Genomic DNA, 18,467 nt, shown 5'->3' on the forward strand with positions numbered 1-18,467 from the left:
GAGAACACAGCGAGAAAAGGAAGAGAGGAGGGGCATATGGCGAAACTTTCACTGACTCGTCGAAGCTTCCTGAAGGCCTCCGCGATTGCCGGGGCGGCGTGCACGCTCGGGTTCGCGGCCGCGCCTTCGACGGCGCTTGCCGAAGGAGAAGACGCCTCAGCGGGCGAGATCAAGCGCATTCGTTCCTGCTGTCGCGCATGCGGCAAATGCGAGTGCGGTGTTTGGGTCACCGTCCAGGACAATAAAGTCATCAAGGTTGAAGGTGACGAGTCCAACGCCCACAGCCGCGGGCACTGCTGCGCGAAGTCGCAGTCGTCCATGCTGGCCCTGTACCACCCCGATCGTCTGCGCTACTGCATGAAGCGCACGAACCCCAAGGGAGAGGACGACCCGGGTTGGGTGCGCGTGTCGCTGGGCGAGGCCTTCGATGAAGCGGGCGCGAAGTTCAAGGAGATCGTGGAGAAGTACGGAGGAGAAGCGAACTTCGCCATGGGTGGCACGTCGCGCGTGTGGGCGCAGCCCCCGTACGGCACGCTCAAGTCCATCTTCCCCACGCCGAACGCGCACCTGGCCTACGAGATTTGCAAGGGCCCGCGCCACTTCGGCGGCATCCTCACCGACGAGATCGGCTCGCCGTGGATGGAAGTTGAGCAGGGGCCGCTCGTGTACGTGCAGTGGGGCACCGCGGCCGAGTACTCGAACTACGACTCCACGAACCGCACGGTGGTGGACTGTTCGCAGCGCGCGTACAAGCATATATTGGTAGACCCGCGCATGACGCCGCTGGGCAAAGAAGCCGACCTGTGGCTGCCGCTGCGCGTGGGCACCGACCTGTGCCTGGCGCTCGGGTGGCTCAAGTGGATCGTCGACAACGAGGCCTACGACGACCTGTTCGTGCGCCGTTGGACGAACGCGCCCTTCTTGTGGAACCCCGAGGAGGGCGGCCGCACGGAGAAGGGCTGGTTCCTCGAGATGAACGGCGGCATCGACATGGAGAGCCGCATCCTCACCGAGGCCGACCTCGACCCGGAGTGGGTCAATCAGTATTGGGACTACGAGGGTCGCTATCAGCGCTTCATCTGCTGGGACGAGAACAACAACAAGCCCACGTACTGGGATTCCGAGGAATGCCAGTGGGAGGGCGAGAAGCATAAGATTCCCACGACGGGCACGTGGATCGAGCATCCGTACAAGCCCATCATCGCCGACGCATGGCTGCCCGACCCGTCGCATTTCGCCGATCCTGCCGATCCGCAGTACGATGCGTACTGGAACGAGGGCAACGAAGGCGGCGCGAAGTCGAACCCGGCGGGGCTGCCCAAGAACCCGGCGCTGTTCCCCGGCGGCGTGGAGATCAAGCTGAAGGACGGCAGCACCATCAAGGCCGACACGGTGTGGGAGGCGTTCTCCGACAGCCTCGAGCAGTACACGCTCGACTACGTGTCCGAGGTCACCGAGGTGCCCGCCGACAAGATCGAGGAATCGGTGCGCATCTACGCGACGCGCCTCAACCCGCTGCACGGCAACGGCGGCATCCACTACCAGCTTGCCCCCGACCAGACGGGCCATGCGGTGCAGAACACGCGCGCCCTGCAAATCATCGCGTGCATCACGGGCAACTCCGACGAGCCTGCCGGCAACCGCGGCTCTTCCAAAGCCGAGGTGGACGGCTGCGCCGGCCGCGCGAACATGCTGGTGACCGACTACGGCGACCAGGCGCACGACTGGGGCGTGGGCGTGGGCACGATGGAGCTGGGCAACACGCCCCGCAACCTGTCCATCGACGAGCAAGTACCGCTCATCCAGCAGTTCGTGCAGTACCTCATCGACGAGAAGTCCCCGCTGGCCGCGCGCTACGGCAACAAGGTGCCCACCGACGAGGAAGCGCGCTTCATCGCCGAGCGCAAGGGCGGCGCGTACAAGCCGAACACCGCATGGCCGCCGCTCAAGACGTCGTACGAGAGCAACGCCAAGCAGATTTCCGCCGACCGCTTCCCGCTGTTGCGCTACTGGAACCGCTGGGCCGACTCGGCCGCCATCTGGGACTCCATCAACGGCATCGACACGCCCTACCAGATCCACGGCGGCGTGTGCATGTCGGGCGACTTCATGAACGAGTCGAACCTGCTGGAAGCTTGGGAAGCGCTCACGCGCCTCGACTTCTGGGTGGATTTCAACCTATGGTCGTGCCCGAACAACGGCTGCGCCGACATCGTGTTCCCCGTGCTGCACTGGCTCGAAGTGAACACCGGCCGCGTGTCGCAGGGCGCCGGCGGCATCTTCGGCGCGGGGCAGCGCTGCGTGGAGCCCATGGGCGACTGCATCTTCGACCCCGTGGCCGTCATCTGCCTGTACAAGGCCATGGGCGTGGTGTGGAACAACCGCGACCCCGAATACGACGAGTGGAACAACCTCGACTACAACGAATTCGTCCAGATGGGCGGCTCGGTGGGCTACGAGGAGCAGGAGTACCGCGTGCTCAAGGACGCCACCGACTGGTGGAAGACGGAGGAGTTCCCCGAGGGTCCCGACTTCCCGCAGTACGCGGCGAAGTTCCAGGAAGAGGGCTGGTTCGACTGTCGCACCTGGCACCCCGAGCGCTGGGGCACGTACCGCCGCTGGGAGATGGGCTACCGTCGTCAGCAGGGCGGCTACAACCTGTACGCGGCCGTGGACGAGAAGTGCGCCTTCATGACGCCCACCGCGAAGGTGGAAATCTGGTCGACCATCTGCGAGACGTACATCCCCGACGGCGCGGCCACGTTCGCCAGCACGAACGTCGTCGACCCGAACGTGCCCGACATCGACAAGTTCCCGCACTGGGTTGAGCCGAAGAACTCGAAGGTGGCCAACCCGGAGTATTACGATGCCGCGCTGGTGGACCAGATCAAAACCACGGACGCCTACATCAACGACAACTACCGCGGCGATCATCTGGTGGAAGACTACAAGGCGGCGCTCACGCAGTACCCGGACAACGCCTTTACCATGACCACGGGATCGCGCCAGCCGGTGTACTTCCACTCGGAGCACCGTCAGCTGCCATGGTGCCGCGAGCTGTGGCCCAGCCCGCGCGTTGAAATCAACCCGAACGACGCCGCTCGCATGGGGTTGGAACAGGGCCAATGGGTGTGGATTCGCACGCCGTGGGGTGCGGTCCGCGAAGTGGTGGACCTGTACTACGGCATCAAGGAAGGCACCATCAACGCGAACCATGCCTGGTGGTACCCCGAGGTGGACACCGCGTCGCACGCCTTCGAGCTGGTCAACATCAACTGCACCATGGACAAGTACGCGCAGTGCTGGATCTGCGGCGCTTCGCAGCTGCGCGGCGCGCCGGCGCTCATCTACCCCGCGACGGCCGAGAACAGCCCGTTCGGCAACCCGGTTCCGTGCGACCCGCAGGGCAACCCGGTTATCACGAACGCGAACGACCCGCGTTTGAAGGAGTGGCTGTCGAACGATCCGCGCCTCGAGGACTCGAAGGTGGAGCTCACCTTCGCCAACCTGTCCGCGACGGGGCTGAACCACGCGACCGTGGTCAAGGCATAGAAAGGAGGTTTACATGGCGAACTACGCGATTATCACCGACCTCAACCGCTGTACGGGATGCCTTGCCTGCACCGTTGCGTGCAAGGCCATCAACGGCGTGGACGTGGGCTCGTTTTGGATCAAGACGCTGCGCATCGGGCCGCACCCCATCGAGGGCGGGTCGGGCACGTTTCCCGACGTGGAGATGTACTTCCTGCCCGTGCAGTGCCAGCACTGCGAGAACCCCGAGTGCGTGAAGGTATGCCCGACGGAGGCTTCGCATGTGCGCGAGGACGGCACCGTGCAAATTGACAAGTCGAAGTGCATCGGCTGCCAGTTCTGCGCGATGGCATGTCCGTACGGCGTGCGCTATCTGAACGAGGAGGAGCGCGTCGTGGAGAAATGCACGCTGTGCGAGCAGCGCATTTCCCAGGGCGAGCTGCCTCAGTGCGTAGCGCAGTGCGGTGCACGCGCCCGCTACTTCGGCGACCTCGACAAGGGCGTCGACTCGTTCGAGGCTCCCGCGCATCCCGACAGCCCCGGCTGCCAGTACGACGAGATGACCCAGACGCGCGTGAAGCTGAAGGACTACGTGGAGCCCTACACCGAAAACGATATCCATCATCTCACGAATGCGGGTAACGAGCCCAAGCTCATGTACCTCATGCGCGAGGGCCGAAAGTGGAGGGAGTAGCACATGGAATTGCAATGGCCCCTTATTCTCTTCACCTTCTTCCTGTGCCTGGCGGGCGGCATTCTGCTTGCGCAGGGCGTGCTGACGTGCGCGGGCAAGGGCAAGAAGATGCAGCTCGTGTCGCTGATAGCCGCCGCTATCGCGCTGGTGGTGGGCGGCATCGCGGTGTTCTTGCACCTGCAGCATTGGGAGCGCATCTTCAACGGCTTCGGGCATATCACTTCGGGCATCACGCTCGAGTTCGTGGGATGCATCGTGTTCGCGGTGGTGCTGGTGCTGTACTTCCTCATGATGCGCCGCTCCGAGGACGGCATGGCGCCGAAGTGGTGCGGCATCCTGGCCATCGTCGTGGGCGCGGCGCTGCCCATCGTGACGGGCATGAGCTACCTCATGCCGTCGCTGCCCGTGTGGAACACGCCGCTGCTGCCGGTGTACTACCTGTGCAACACCGTGCTGATGGGCGGTCTGTCCGCGCTGGTGATTGCGGGCGCAACCGGTGCCGACGACGTGAAAGGCCTGGCCATCAAGCTGGTGGTGGCCGGCGGCATCGCGCAGCTCGTGGTGGTGGCTGCGTACGCGGTGGCCATCTCGTCGATGGGCGGGTTGTACAGCGATGTGACGTACTACTTCGATCCGACGCTGCCCGACGTGGGCATGGTGGATACCGACGCCGTGGTGGGCAGCTTGTTCACCGGCAGCCAAGCGCTCGCGTTTTGGCTGGGTGCCGTGATCTTGGGATCGGTGGTGCCGGTGGTGCTGGGCATCGTGGCGCGCACGGTGAGCGACGTGAAGAAGCTTGCCGCCTACGCCGCCGCCGGACTGGTGTGCGCGGTGATCGGCGGACTGTGCTGGCGCTCCATCCTGTACGTGGTGGCGGTGAGCGTCTTCGCCCTGTACTAGCGCGATGAAGGTGTGATGCGGTGTTCGGAGGCGTTCTGGTCGGCGCTTCCGAGCACCTGAAAATTCGTGATGGACGGGGCTTCGCCGTCCGATTTCGCCCCGCTGTTCGCAACGACGTGGCGAAGCCCGGTCATCCACGCATTTTCGGAAGCCCTGCGAGGGGTGCGGGACATGAGGCGGTATCGAGCGAAGAGGAGAGAGCATGAACGTGTCGAGACGATCGCTGGTCATCGGCGTGGGCAGCACGGCGGCGTTGCTGGGTATGGGGGCGCTGCGCTACGCGGGGCACACCCCGCTCGTGCGGCCGCCGGGAGGGCAGGACGAGGCGCACCTCGTGTCGGCGTGCATCCGTTGCGAGAAGTGCTACGAGGTGTGTCCGCGCAAGGTGATCGTGCCGGCGCATATCGAGGATGGGCTGCTGGGCATGCGCTCGCCGGCGCTCGACTTCGACGCGAACTTCTGCGATTACTGCGCCGACGAGAACGGCGGCGAGCCGCTGTGCGTGAAGGTGTGTCCCACCGAAGCGCTGCAGCTGCCGCCCGGTGCGACGGCCGAGACGACGTTGCTGGGCGTGGCCGTGATCGATGAGTCGCAGTGCCTGGCGTTTCGCGACACGGGGTGCCGGTACTGCTACGACGCGTGCCCGTACGAGGCCATCGAGCTCACGGGCGAATCGAGCAACCCGCGCGTGGCCGTGCTGCCCGAGAAGTGCAACGGCTGCGGCGCGTGCGAGAGCGTGTGCGTGTCGCTGAAGGCGGGCTCCATCGCGTCCGGCGCCACTGCGCGCGCCATTGTGGTCAAGCCGATCGAGTCGGCGGAGTAGGGGGCTGTGATGAAAACCAAGAACCTGCGCACGGCGATTGCGGTTGCGGCGTTCGCCGTGCTGTCCATCGGATTGGTGGCGGGCATCGGCTTCGGCACGATGTCGGGCTTCGGGTGGGAGACCATCTCGGCCCTGTGCCCGCTCGGCGCGCTCACCACGATGATTGCGGCGAAGACGGTGGTGCCGCGCGCCGTGGTGTCGCTCGTGGTGATGGGCCTGTTGGTGCTCGTGGTGGGCCGCGCGTTTTGCGGGTGGCTGTGCCCCGTGCCGGTGCTCGAGCGCGCCCGCGCGTTCTTCCGTTCGCCGAAGAAGCGCAAGGAGCTTGCGCAGGCGAAGCACGACGAGATGGTGGGAATCGCGAAGAGCGAATTGGGCTGTGCGGGGGAGGCAGGGGACGGCTCTGGCTGCGCCCGGAACTGCGCGACGTGCGCCGAGAAACGCACGAAGCTCGATTCGCGCCACTACGTGCTGGGCGGCGCGCTGCTGTCGACGGCCATCTTCGGCTTTCCCGTGTTCTGCCTCGTGTGCCCGGTGGGGCTCACGTTCGCCACGGTGCTGGTGGTGTGGCGTCTGTTCTCGGCCGGCGATATGACGTGGTCGGTGGTGCTCATCCCGCTGCTGCTGGTGGTGGAGCTCGTGTTTCTGCGGAAGTGGTGCACGCGCTTCTGCCCGCTGGCGGGGCTCATGAACCTGGCCTCGCGGTTCAGCAAGACGTTCCGGCCCGTCATCGACGAGTCGAAGTGTCTCGAGACGACGAACGGCACGCCGTGCAGCCGGTGCGCCATCGCGTGCGAGGCCGATATCAACCTGCGGCATCCCGCGTTCGGCGAGCGCACGCTGGCCGATTGCACCCGGTGCCGCGCCTGCGTGGAAGCGTGCCCGACGCAGGCCGTCAGCATGCCGTTCGTGGCGAAGCGCGGCGTGGCGGGTGCGGTGGACGCGCCGGGTTCGCCAGTGCCGGTCGTGTTGGCCGACGCCGAAGAGAACACGGCCGAATGATGGGCGGGCCTGGGGGCAATCGGAGCATCGTGGGCGTGCTCGACGAGGTGTCGAGCGAGGCCATCGTGGTGCATCAGGAGCGGTGCGCGAAGGTGCGCAACCGCAACGTGTCGTGCTTGAAGTGCGCCGAGGCGTGCACGTCCGGCTGCATAGCGCTGGTGGACGGGCAGCTGCGGGTGGATGCGACGAAGTGCGTGGGCTGCGGCACGTGCGCCACCGTGTGCCCGACGTGCGCGCTCGAGGCGCGCGCGCCGAGCGACGCCGAGCTGCTGCAGGCGAGCTTGGCCGCGCGCCGTGGCGACGACGTGGTTGTGGTGTGCGAACAGCTGCGCCGTGCGGCTGGCGGGTTGCTCGACGACGGCGGGGTTGCGTGCGTGGTGTGCTTGGGGCGCGTGGAGGAGTCGCTGACGAGCGGGCTTGCGGCCGCGGGCGTACGCCGGGTGCGCTTGGCGTGCGGCGACTGCGCGCGGTGCGCGCAGGAGCACGGGGCGGTCACGGCGCGTCTGGTGGCGCAGACGTCCAATGCGCTGTTCGCCGCCTGGGGCTGTGATGCGCGGGTCGAGGTGGTTGAGGGCGTGCCGGCGTCGGCGCTTGCCGCAGGGGCGTTGCCCGGTGACGCGACACGCGCGCTCGACGCGTACTTCGCCGAGCCGCGTGGCAACGAGCCGGTTGGGGAGCAGCAGGCGGCAACCGCTTCGAGCTTCCCCGCGCTCGTGCGGGTCATGAAGGACGGCACGCTGCCCCATTTCGTTCCCGACCGTCGGGAGGCGTTGCTGGACAATCTGGCGCAGCTGGGCGATCCCGTGCAACACGATGTGGCCACGCGGCTGTGGGGTTGCGTGGTGATTGACGGCACGACGTGCTCGTCGTGCCGCATGTGCGCAACCTTCTGTCCGACGGGCGCGCTGCGCAAGTTCGATCGCGACGACGGCACCTTCGGCATCGACCACTACCCGGGCGAATGCGTGAAGTGCGGCAGTTGCCGCGACGTGTGCCCCGAGCACGCCATCGTGCTGCGCGACAACGTGCGGCCGTCGTACTTGCTGGAAGGGGTGGTGCATCATTACGCCATGCGTCCCCGACCGGTGGAGTTAGGCGGTGCGCATCAGATAGTGAACACCATGCGCGAGCGCATGAAAGGAAACGACATCTTCGAACGGTAAACGCTTCCACCCTCTTCGCTCGGGAGCGTTGTGCCACGTGGTTGAGCCCTCTGCCGGACCCCCTCCCGGCAGAGGGCTTCTTTGCATGGGGGGGTGCGTTGGGCGCTCGGCGTTGGAGCGCGCGAGCTTCTACCAGTGGCACACCACGACGTCGCCGCCTTGGATGATGCCGAAGAGGTCGGCCGCCGCGCCAACGGGCAGGTTCACGCAGCCGTGGCTGCCGAAGCCTTGCTGGTAGCGCGCGCCGCCGAACGCGTACTGCCAATCGGCGTCGTGCATGCCGATGACGTTGCCGACGAACGGCATCCAGTAGCGCACGGTGGATTCGTACTTCGAGCCGTCGAGGTTCGTGCCCTTGAGCACCGAGGGGCTGGCCTTCTGATTGAGCCAGTACACGCCCGGCGGGGTGTTGTGCACGCCGTTCGGCGTGCCGGTGACGCAGGCGGATTCCCAGATGAGCGCACCGGCTTCGTCGTAGAAGCGGACGTACTGCTCCGACAGGTCGATGTCGCAGTAGCGCGCGCCCCAATCTTGCGCGCCGGCGCCGTTGTAGGCGCTGCCCGTCGTTTGGCAGGGGATGTCCACCGCGCCGGTCGTGCCGTTCGCCACGCCGTCCTTCACCAGCGTGCGCAGCGCTTCGCCGTCGGTCAGCCATCCGTAGGGGCCGCCGGAGACGGTGACTTGCTTGCCGTCGGGGCGCGTGTACGTGCGCTCGGTGCCCACCGTGTCGCACGCGGCTTCCAGCTCGTCGAGCCACGCGTCGAGCGCGCCCTCGTCGAGGCTGGGCGTGAGCTCTTCGTCGAAGTGGACCCACGAAGAGACGAGTGAGGGGTTGACCTCGGCCGCCACGTCGCCGCCCATTATGAGCTGCATGTCGGCTTTGACGAACTGGTTGGCCGCTTCGGCGGCGCTCTGCAGCTTCGGGTCGGTGGAGCGCACGGCGGGCTGCTGCAGCACGTCGGCGGTGAGCTTGACGGTGGGCTGCAGGGAGGCGATGCCGGTGGCGATGGCCTTGGCAACCGCGTCGGCGTCGAGCGCGGTGCCCGTGGATTCCTTCTGCACGGCGAACGCGTCGGCCTGCTCGTCGAAGGCGACCGCGGCGTCGGTGGGCGGGGTGGCCGCGGCGTTGAACTCGTAGACGGCCGCCTGCACGGCGCTGCCGAGGCCGCTGCCGGCCGACGAGGCGGTCAGGCTGTCGGTTTCGTCGTGCTGCTTCGTGATTTCGAGGGGCCAGAGCCAGGGGTTCGTGTTCGAGAGCGCGGCCTGCGCGATGCGCTCGCCGTCGAGGGAAACGCCGGCGTCCTTCGCCGAGAGCTTCAGCGTGAAGCCCTGTCCCGTGACGGCCACCGCGTAATCGTTCAGGGCGCCGTCGAGGGTCGCCTGCACGTCGGAAGGCGTTTTCAGCGAGATGTCGTGGGTTCCCAGCGTGGTGTTCGGCATGAAGTGGCCGGTGAAGAAGATGCCGCCTGCAACGTAGGCGATGACGAGCAATCCAACGAGAACGCCCACGATGATGCCGATGATTTTGGGTGCCGAATGTCGGCGGCGGGGGCTCTCTTCAGGGAAGCTGGCGTGTGCGGGCGTCGCGTCTGCGTGTGAGGTGTGGTTCATAAGGCGTCCTGGCTGGGTGGCGAATGTGCGTTGCTCCTGTTGAGCGCTCCGTCCATTCTAAAGGAAACCGCCGCCCGACGATAGCACGACTTCCCACGTTGCAACCAATCGGTGAATGGTCGAAGCAACTTCGGTGTTTCACGTGAAACACCGGGGGCGGCTACCCTTCGCGTGCGGGTTCTTCTTCCCGGTCTTCAGTCGGATTGCCCTGCGCTTCTGCAAGCGCGGCCGTGCGCTTCTCCGCGCGGAGCGGGAGGTACTCGCTGATGACGATGCCGGCGAAGATGAGGGCGAACCCGGCGAACAGGGGACCCGTGAGGATTTCGCCCAGGAACAGCACCGAGAACGTCACGCCGAACACCGACTCGGTGGCCAGGAACAGCGATGCGGGCGCGGGGTCGACGTGCGCGACGGCGAAATTCTGCAGCAGCAACGCAATGCAGGAGGCGAACACGGCCAGGTACCCGAGACTCATCCAGGTGTCGAGGCCGAGCGTGGCGAAGGCGGGCATGGGCTCGAAGGCGAACCCGGCGCCGAAGCCGAGCACGCCGGCAACCAAAAACTGCACGACGGTGAGCAGCGTCATGTCGCGGCCGCGTGCGTATTTCGCCGTGTACAGCACGTGCAGGCTGAGAAAGAACGCCGACAGCAGCGTGATCAGGTCGCCGAAGCGCAGCGAGAAGCCCGCAAGCCCCGCGAACGACACGCAGCCCACGCCCCCGACGCACACGAGCGCCGCCGCGATGTTGAAGCGCGTCGGGCGCGGCCCGCGCAGCGCCCATCCCAGGAACGGGATGATCACGCAGTACAGCGAGGTGAGAAACGCGCTGTTCGAGGCCGTGGTGTCGGTGAGGCCGGTCGAGTTCGTCCAGTAGGACAGAAACAGGAACACGCCCAGGATGGCGCCCTTTTTGAGGTGGTCGAAGTCGAGCGACTTCCGAAACCGCGGCAGCATGACGATGCCCAGGATGATGCCCGCCGCCGTGAAGCGCACGCCCACGAGCCACGCGGGCGGGAATTCGTCCACCGTGGACTTGATGACGACGGTGCCCAACCCCCAGATGGCGGCCGCCACCAGGAGGAAGGCCTTGTACATCCAGAGGGAGCGCGTGCTATGTTGTACGAGGTGAGCCATAGCGCTGCATCATAGCACGTGCGCGCCCCGTTCAAGCGCACGATGCCGTTTACTCTTCGAACAGCGCGATGACGTCGGCCTTAGAGCGCGCGCCCAGCTTGGCGTAGAGGTGCCGCACGTGGGTCTTCACGGTGTTCTGCGACAGGAACAGCTCCTGTTCGATCTCGGCGCGGCTCTTGCGTTGCGCGATGAGGCCCATGATCTCCGTCTCGCGAGCGGTGAGTTCGTACTGCGCGGCCAGGTTGTCGCAGCGCGTCATGAAGCGTTCGCGCGGGCCGGGCACGTGCAGCCGGTCGTCAAGCGACAAGCCCGACGCGCCCCAGTCGCCGTTCACGGACTTCTCGCTCATCCAGATGACCACGCATACCAGCACCAACACGATGCCGGCGAGGGCCGTCCCGATGAGAAACGACTGGCTGATCAGCAGATCGCTCTCCTGCAAGGAGCGTCGCAGCACCACGCCTGCGAACAGCGCCCCTTCGCTCGAGGCGCGCGCGATGGCGAACAGGCGCAAGCTGGGGACCTCGAATCGAAACGAGATGTTAGCCAGCATGAGCAGCACGAAGAACGTGAACCACACGTACGCCAATTTCAGCAGGAACGACACGGCGTAGCTCCACGTTCCTGCGGCGAAGGGGATGAGGGCGATTGCCACGATGGCCAGCGGCAGGGCTGCTTTCGCCAAGAAGCGCACGTCAACGCGGTTCTTCAGCGTGAACGCCGCGAGTATGATGGCGACGCCCGCGAGCCCGGTAGCGGCCACGCGGTGCACCGATCCGGTTCCGTCGGGATTCGTCAGCAGCGATCCCGCCAGGCCCGAGATGAATCCCGCCACCGCCATGATGGCGATGAGCTTCCAGGGAAGCGGGTAGTGCACGTTGTGCAGGCGCGCCGGTTCGCTTGGCAGGATGCGGAAGCTGAGCATGGCGCATCCGAGCGACGCAAGGGGCAGCAGCGAGGTGGCGATGACGGCGAACGGTGCGCTCATGGTGTACACCATGAAGGATGCGACGGCCGCCGCGATGCAGGAGAACGCGCCGTACATGAGGGTTCGCGTAGCTCCCATCTGGCTGTACGCTTCGGCCCAGAGACAGAAGAGCACGGCGCCGCCCCATGCGGTCGCGACGGAGGCGACGATGACAACCCCTTCGGGAGCGTTCATCGGAATGAGGACGAGGCCCACGACGGCGGTTCCGACGGTGGTGGCCGCGACCAGCGCGACGCAGAGCGCTCGGCGATTGCTGAGACGCCCTATGCGCGATGCGAACAGCGCCAACACCGCGAACATGCCGATATCGCCGAAGCGCATGCCGGTGTCGAAGGCGTTGCGCAAGCCGAGGTCGAGGTCGGGTCCCGGAAAGACGTGGGGGATATGCGTGCAGCAGAGCCAGGCGATGAACAGCCCCATCCCCAAGAAGCGCAGGGGGTACAGCAGGGCGGAGAGGGGCTCGTCGTCGCCGGCTTGGTCGGCCGGGGCCAACGCGCGCACCACATCGCTCGATTTCATCGACGCCTCCTTCGCTCTCTTCCGCCCGTTCGTCGTGCCATTGTACCAGGGGTGAATGCAGGGGTGAATGCGAGTTCACCCCTCGGCCGGGCAGTTCACCCGCGACAAGGTGCCTGATCCGGGGCATGCTTGCCTCAGCGCCTCGGGAGGGCGCGGCACCGGGCCTTCGGGGCGGGTGCATCGTAGATCTCTAGGAGGGATTCACATGAACGCACTGAAGAACGGACTTTCTCGTCGGAGCTTCCTGACGCTGGGCGGCGTCGCGGCACTGGGCGGCGCGGCGGCGCTCGCCGGATGCGCGCCGAAGGCTTCCGCGCCCGATGCGAAAGCCGAGGCGGCCGACGACGCGACGACCATGCAGACGGCCGACCAGACCAAGGAATGCGACATCGCCATCGTGGGCGCCGGCGGCGCGGGCCTGTGGGCCGCGGTCGAGGCCGTGCGTGCGGGCAAGAGCGTCGTGGTCATCGAGAAGGGCGGCAACGTGGGCGTGGCGAACGGTTCGTTGGCTGGCGGCCCGTTCATGGTGGGCTCGAAGCTGCAGGAGGAAGCCGGCATCGACTTCACGGTGGAGGAAGCTTTCAACCATATTATGGAGTACGCGCACTGGTCCACGAACGCGGCGGCGGTGAAGGCGGCGGTGGCTATCTCCGGCGAGACGGTGGACCAGTTCACCGACGACTTCGGCGTGCCGACGGGCATGCGCCCCGACAACTACGGCGCCGGCCATGCGTCCGTGCGTGCGAACTTCCAGTCCGACCCGAGCGATTCCAAGACCCAAACCAAGGGCGAGGACCGCATGAAGCCGCTGCAGGAGTTCGTGGAGAGCAAGGGCGGCACGTTCCTGTTCAACACGGCCGGCAAGCGCCTCATCATGGAGGACGGCGTGTGCACGGGCGTGCAGTGCGAAGGCGACGGCGTGATCGACGTGAAGGCGAAGGCCGTCATCGTGGCGACGGGCGGCTTCATGGGCAACGTCGATATGATGCGCGAGAAGTTCGGCACGTTCGTGAACCCGCTGGGCAACATCCTGTCCGTGGGCGAGGGCATCGACATGGTGCAGGCCGCGGGCGGTCAGGTGTCCACGCAGTGGGGCATCGCCGGCAACGAGTTCACCGGGTCGAACCAGAAGGCCGACGGCCTGTACGATCGCAAGAGCGCCGCATTCACCATCGGCATCTACGGCACGCTGCTCGTGAACAACCAGGGGCGCCGCTTCTCGAACGAGGGCAAGTTCGCGAACCTGCCGCTGGCGCTGGGCGGGGCCATCTCGCTTGTGGGCGGCAAATACTACGCGGTGGTGGATCAGGCGTACGTCGACGGCTTGAATTCCGGCATGGATGCGTGGACGCTGTGCGGCTCCGACGAGGAGCATTGGCACACCGGCATGATGACGCTCAAGGGCAAGGCGCTTGAGAACGTGCAGGGCAGCATCGACGACGCGGTGAGTGCCGGGTGGGCCTTCAAGGCCGACAGTATCGAGGCGCTGGCCGAGGCCATCGACGCTCCCGAGCTGGTGAACACGCTTGACGAGTACAACGGCTACTGCGCCGACGGCAAGGACGAGCAGTTCTACAAGCCGGCTTGCTTCCTGCAGCCGGTGACCACCGGTCCGTTCTATGCGTTCCAGTACGAGCCCAGCGCGTGGGTGACCATCGGCGGCATTCGCACGAACGACCGCCTGCAGGCCATCGACGGCGACGGGCTGCCCATCGCCGGGCTGTACGTAGCCGGTGCCGACAACGGCACGCTCATGAGCGCTCCTTACTGCGACTACGAGGGCTACTCGCTCATGTGCGCCTACTGCGGCGGCCGTCTGGCCGGTCAGTACGCTGCCGAAACCCTCGACGCGTAAGGTCGCGCCGCAGCAGCATCGCCAACCAACCCGCAGGGGCGCACGCGCATCTCCCTCCCTCCGCGTCGCGCCCCGTTTTCGCCGCCCCCGCCTGCGCAGACGGGGGCGGCCTTGTTGCGCGCGCCTCCCTGGGGCGCTTTGTCCTTCGGTTCGTCTTCCTCTGGGTGACCGCTTTGCGACAGAACGTGCTGCGCGGGCGCGCCATGCTACGCTGGGATGTCGGATGACGATGACCGGACGGGTGAGGAGGTGCGGCATGCCCACGCTCAAGGAAGTGGCGCAGGTGGCCGTGGAGGCGCGGCGCGAGAAGGGCTCGGGCTCGGGCAAGCGCCTGCGCGAAATCGAGCGGATTCTGCGGCGGCACCGCGTGTGGTCGGGCCTCACGCCCGAGCAGGCCACGAGCTTGCTCGAGGACCTCGGCCCCACGTTCGTGAAGATGGGCCAGATTGCCGCGAACCGCAGCGACGTGATTCCTCCCGCGTACGCCGACGCGTTCAAGCGGTTGCGTGCCGACGTGCCGCCCATGCCGTTTTCCACGGTGATCGAAACCATCGAGTCGTCGCTCGGCCATCCGTGGCAGGAGACGTTCTCGTGCATCGAGGAGAAGCCGCTCGGCTCGGCGTCCATCGCGCAGGTGCACAAGGCGTGCATCGCCGCGCATGCCGTGGGCGACGCGCGCGGCGGCGCGACCGCCGAGGCGCTGCCTTCCACGGCGCCGGATGCGGGCACGTGGGTGGCCGTCAAGGTGCGCCGCCCGAACGTGGTGGAGCAGATGACGCAGGACCTCGCGCTCATTCGCCAGACCGTTGCGCTTGTGGGGCTGACGCGCGCGACCGACGGCATCAAGCTGAATCTCGACGACCTCGTGAGCGAGCTCGAGCGCACGACCCACCAGGAGCTGGACTTCTGCATCGAGCAGGAGAACCTCGTGCGCTTCCGGCAGTTCTTGAGCGACCAGTCCGGCGTGGAAAGCCCGCGTCCCTACCCGCGCATGAGCTCCGACGACGTGTTGGTGATGGACTTCATCGCCGGCCCCATGATCAACGACGTGCCCGCGCTGCGCGCGCAAGGTCTCGACCCGGCGAAGCTGGGTCAGCGCCTGGCCGAGAGCTACGTCACGCAAATCGTGGACAACGGCTTCTTCCACGCCGACCCGCACCCCGGCAACATCCTCGTGCACGACGGCGACATCGTGTGGATCGACCTCGGCATGGTGGGCGAGCTGTCGGCGCTCGAGCGCGCGCTCATCGGCCGCATGTTTCGCGCCGTGGCCGAGAACGACCCCTATGCGCTCATGGAGGCGCTGCTGGGTGCCGCACGCGTGGAAGGCCCCGTCGATCACGGGCGCCTGCTCAGTCAGCTGGGCAACCTGCTGGTGTCGTACACCACGGTGAACCTGGCCGACATCAACGTGGGCTCGGCGCTGGTGGATGTGTTCGGCGTGCTGCGATCGCAGAACCTGGCCCTGCCGTCCTCGTTCACGCTGCTCGCGCGCGGCATGGTGACCATCGAGGGCGTGCTGGTGGACATCGCGCCGAATACGAGCGTCATCGACATCATCTCCGACCACGTGAAACGCCGCACCCGCACCTGGGCGGCGCTCGAAACGAAGGCGCGCGAGTTCGCCTCGAGCGCGCTGACGTCCGCCGAGTCCGCCGTGCGCCTGCCCACGCAGGCGTCGCACACGCTCGACATGATCGACCGCGGCCAGATTCGCGTGGGCGCCGACCTGGGCATTCCCACCGATGCCATCGCCGCGCTCTATTCCGTCAGCGGTACCGTGGCCATGGCCCTCATCTCCGCCGGCCTGTTCGTGGGCTCGAGCCTGCTGGCCACCACGAACATGCATCCCCAATTCCTCGGCGTCCCCCTGCTCGGCGTCCTCGGCTACCTGGGCGCCTTCGCCCTCGGAGCCTACGTCGTATGGCGCAACATCGTCATCCGCCATAGGCAAAAGAACGAGGAGAAGCTGTAAGCCTGCGCGCGGGCTGCGCTCAAGTTCATGCTGAGCGGCCACGGCCATGACGTTCGGTCGCTTGGCGGGTACGAACGCTGCTGCGGGGCTTTAGGGCATGAAAAAAGGGAGCCGGCTTGGGGCCGGCTCCCGATGCGTGCGGGTGGTGCGGGATTGTGCGTGCTCGCTAGGCGAACACGACGATGGCGGCGGGGTCCTTGACGCGCAGGGCGGCCGTCTCCATGATGCGGAACGTGTGGTTGAAGTCCGCGAGCTCCAGGTAGCCCACCGAGAGGTCGAGGCCGACGGCGAGGTCGAGGTACTCGGGCTCGGCGCACACGAGCACGGCCTTGCCGGGGCCCATGACGCTGGTCATGTACACGTTGTCGCCGATGAGCTTCTTGATGCGGTCGATTTCCAGCAGGCCGGTGTTCGGCTGCAGACGCTGCAGGTCGAGGAACAGGTCGGGCGACACCACAAGCGCGTAGCGGCCGAGGTAGCCGGTCTTGGCAAGCTGCGCAACGCCGGCGGTGACGTCGGCGAAGCTGTTCTCGCCCTGAGCCCAGTCGCCCTTCTTGATCTTCGTCGAGCCCTTCACGGTGAGCAGGCCGTCGGCGCCGAGCGCCTTGTTGCCATTCAGGATGAGGTCGTCCTCGCGGCGCGACGCCTTCTTCGCGGCGGCGATGGCCACCGAGAGATCAAGCGGGTAGCCGGTTTGCGCGGCGTACTCCATGTCGCGGCCGAGGAGGGTGAAGTCCTCGAAGAACATCGGCAGCTCGAGCTGCGTGCGTCCGACGATGCGGCCGATGCCGTCCTCAAGCACCTCTTCCTTGTTCACGCCGTCGACGGCAACCGAGGTCACGCCGGGGCCGAGCGGGCCGAACACCTTGAGGAAGCGGCGGCACGTCAGCTGGTTGCGCGCCGTGCCGATGACGGTGCTGTCAATGCGGTTCCACAGGCCGTCCGAAAGGTCGGCCGATTCACGAGCGAGATAATCCATAGCGGACTCCTTTCGAGGAGAATACGCGGATGCGAACGAATGTTTCACGTGAAACATTCGGCCTCCATCAGCGGAAAAGGCAGAAAAGCGAAAAACGAAACAGGTTACGACAGGTCGCCTACGGTGGGGGCGGGAGCGGGCTCGGCCGGGGCCGGGGCAATCTCGCCGTCGGTCTTGATGCCAAGTTCGGCAAGCTTCTCCTGCACCTCGCCTTCGCCCTCCAGGAAGAACTCCGTCTCCGTGGGGTCGAGGTGGCGCATCAGCGTGATGAGCTCGCCCATGTGAGCCTTCTCCTCGTCGCGGATGTCGGCGAGCACGGCCTTCGCGGCCGGATCGTCGGTGGCCTGATAGTGGGCGTCGTACAGGAAGATGGCTTCAAGCTCGCCAGCGATATCGATGCGGAGCGCCTGCATGAGCTCGGCGTTCGTCATCTTGCGATCGACGTTGCCGGCAAACGGGTTGGGGAAACTGGGCATGAGATCCCTCTCTTTCGGTGTGAACAGCGGTTCTTTTCATCTCTCTGTTCGATATGATACTCCGTTTGTCATGATAGAAACATAACGAGTTGGTCATTATTGATAACTATTCTCAATAACTACAGACTTGAAGGCGAGCTTGCGATACGCCACCACGCCGATGCCCGCAAGCGCCAGGGTGAGCACGGCGATGGCCGCGGCTCCCAGGTAGTTCCCGTCGCCGAATGCGCCGGCGGCCAGCGTCGAGGTGATGACGGAGGGGATGCGCCCGACGGTGGTGAGGGCCACGATGCGCCCGACGGAGCTCGTACCCAGCCCAGCTACGTAGGTGAGCAGGTCTTTCGGCGTGCCCGGAATGAGGAAGCACAGGAACAGGAGCAGCTCGAAGCGCCGCGAATCCTGCAACCACTTCATGGACGTGATCTTCTCGGGCGAGAAGAACAGCCCCACGATGCGCATGCCGAACGTGCGCACGAGCAGCATGACCGCCGCCGTGCCGAGTGCGCTCGCGACGAGGCACCACAGCGTGCCCTCCCAGAAGCCGAACGCGTACCCGGCTCCCAGCTCGAGCGGTTCGCCCGGCAGGAAGGCGAACACGATTTGCGCCATGTTGGCCAGCACGAACACCACGCGGCTGAGCGGGCCCGTCTCGTCGACCCATGCGCGGAAGCGCGGGGCGTCGGCCACGAACGCGAGCAGCTCGGGTCCGTACAGGATACAGAACGCGGCCAACCCCGCGGTGAGCGCAAGCAGGCCGACGATGACGGCGATGCGCTTCTTGATGAGGGTCTTCCGTGCGTCTTCCATGGGGGCTCCGTT

At 66.2% G+C, this 18,467-nt stretch carries 14 protein-coding genes; 8 read left to right on the forward strand and 6 right to left on the reverse strand.

Annotated elements, in window-relative coordinates; genetic code table 11:
- Window positions 1–36 precede the first annotated feature (36 nt).
- From C1876_RS11565 to C1876_RS11590, 6 genes are all read left to right on the forward strand, one after another.
- On the forward strand, window positions 37–3,552 hold the full coding sequence (locus C1876_RS11565; RefSeq protein WP_244910129.1) for a molybdopterin dinucleotide binding domain-containing protein: 3,516 nt from the start codon (window positions 37–39) through the stop codon (window positions 3,550–3,552).
- A 13-nt stretch (window positions 3,553–3,565) separates the two neighbouring features.
- A complete protein-coding gene (locus tag C1876_RS11570; RefSeq protein WP_114546886.1) occupies window positions 3,566–4,225 on the forward strand; it encodes a 4Fe-4S dicluster domain-containing protein in 660 nt (219 codons plus the stop codon).
- Between the two features lie 3 nt (window positions 4,226–4,228).
- Window positions 4,229–5,125: a dimethyl sulfoxide reductase anchor subunit family protein gene (locus tag C1876_RS11575; protein WP_114546887.1), complete on the forward strand. Its 897-nt coding sequence runs from the start codon at window positions 4,229–4,231 to the stop codon at window positions 5,123–5,125.
- Window positions 5,126–5,327: 202 nt separating this feature from the next.
- The gene (locus C1876_RS11580; protein ID WP_114546888.1) at window positions 5,328–5,948 is read left to right on the forward strand and encodes a 4Fe-4S dicluster domain-containing protein; all 621 of its coding nucleotides are present in this window, start codon (window positions 5,328–5,330) and stop codon (window positions 5,946–5,948) included.
- Window positions 5,949–5,957: 9 nt separating this feature from the next.
- Window positions 5,958–6,947: a 4Fe-4S binding protein gene (locus tag C1876_RS11585; protein WP_114546889.1), complete on the forward strand. Its 990-nt coding sequence runs from the start codon at window positions 5,958–5,960 to the stop codon at window positions 6,945–6,947.
- Window positions 6,944–8,110 (forward strand): 4Fe-4S binding protein, encoded by a 1,167-nt coding sequence (locus C1876_RS11590; RefSeq protein ID WP_114546890.1) that lies wholly within the window; start codon window positions 6,944–6,946, stop codon window positions 8,108–8,110. The genes C1876_RS11585 and C1876_RS11590 overlap by 4 nt, the downstream gene beginning before the upstream one ends.
- Before the next feature lie 129 nt (window positions 8,111–8,239).
- Here the strand turns inward: C1876_RS11590 and C1876_RS11595 are convergent, their stop codons facing one another.
- The 3 genes from C1876_RS11595 to C1876_RS11605 form a co-directional block, all read right to left on the reverse strand.
- Window positions 8,240–9,721 (reverse strand): L,D-transpeptidase family protein, encoded by a 1,482-nt coding sequence (locus C1876_RS11595; RefSeq protein WP_114546891.1) that lies wholly within the window; start codon window positions 9,719–9,721, stop codon window positions 8,240–8,242.
- A 160-nt stretch (window positions 9,722–9,881) separates the two neighbouring features.
- On the reverse strand, window positions 9,882–10,856 hold the full coding sequence (locus tag C1876_RS11600) for a DMT family transporter (protein ID WP_114546892.1): 975 nt from the start codon (window positions 10,854–10,856) through the stop codon (window positions 9,882–9,884).
- Window positions 10,857–10,905: 49 nt separating this feature from the next.
- Window positions 10,906–12,363, reverse strand: coding sequence for a helix-turn-helix transcriptional regulator (locus C1876_RS11605; protein WP_114546893.1), 1,458 nt, complete (start codon window positions 12,361–12,363; stop codon window positions 10,906–10,908).
- A gap of 205 nt (window positions 12,364–12,568) precedes the next feature.
- On the opposite strand from C1876_RS11605, the gene C1876_RS11610 reads away from it, so the two are divergent.
- Together C1876_RS11610 and C1876_RS11615 are read left to right on the forward strand one after the other, a co-directional pair.
- Window positions 12,569–14,218 carry an FAD-dependent oxidoreductase gene (locus C1876_RS11610; RefSeq protein ID WP_114546894.1) on the forward strand — a complete coding sequence of 550 codons (1,650 nt, stop codon included), beginning with the start codon at window positions 12,569–12,571 and terminating at the stop codon, window positions 14,216–14,218.
- Window positions 14,219–14,474: 256 nt separating this feature from the next.
- On the forward strand, window positions 14,475–16,193 hold the full coding sequence (locus C1876_RS11615) for an ABC1 kinase family protein (protein WP_114546895.1): 1,719 nt from the start codon (window positions 14,475–14,477) through the stop codon (window positions 16,191–16,193).
- A gap of 166 nt (window positions 16,194–16,359) precedes the next feature.
- Here C1876_RS11615 and C1876_RS11620 read toward each other — a convergent pair whose 3' ends face one another.
- The 3 genes from C1876_RS11620 to C1876_RS11630 all read right to left on the reverse strand — a co-directional run bounded on the left by C1876_RS11620 (window position 16,360) and on the right by C1876_RS11630 (window position 18,455).
- Window positions 16,360–17,172 (reverse strand): family 1 encapsulin nanocompartment shell protein, encoded by an 813-nt coding sequence (locus C1876_RS11620; RefSeq protein ID WP_114546896.1) that lies wholly within the window; start codon window positions 17,170–17,172, stop codon window positions 16,360–16,362.
- 104 nt (window positions 17,173–17,276) lie between these two features.
- The gene (locus tag C1876_RS11625; protein ID WP_101720935.1) at window positions 17,277–17,648 is read right to left on the reverse strand and encodes a demethoxyubiquinone hydroxylase family protein; all 372 of its coding nucleotides are present in this window, start codon (window positions 17,646–17,648) and stop codon (window positions 17,277–17,279) included.
- A gap of 96 nt (window positions 17,649–17,744) precedes the next feature.
- On the reverse strand, window positions 17,745–18,455 hold the full coding sequence (locus C1876_RS11630; RefSeq protein WP_114546897.1) for a TVP38/TMEM64 family protein: 711 nt from the start codon (window positions 18,453–18,455) through the stop codon (window positions 17,745–17,747).
- Between the last annotated feature and the right edge of the window lie 12 nt (window positions 18,456–18,467).

The sequence above is a fragment of the Eggerthella sinensis genome (genome assembly GCF_003339815.1).
Classification (GTDB): domain Bacteria; phylum Actinomycetota; class Coriobacteriia; order Coriobacteriales; family Eggerthellaceae; genus Eggerthella; species Eggerthella sinensis.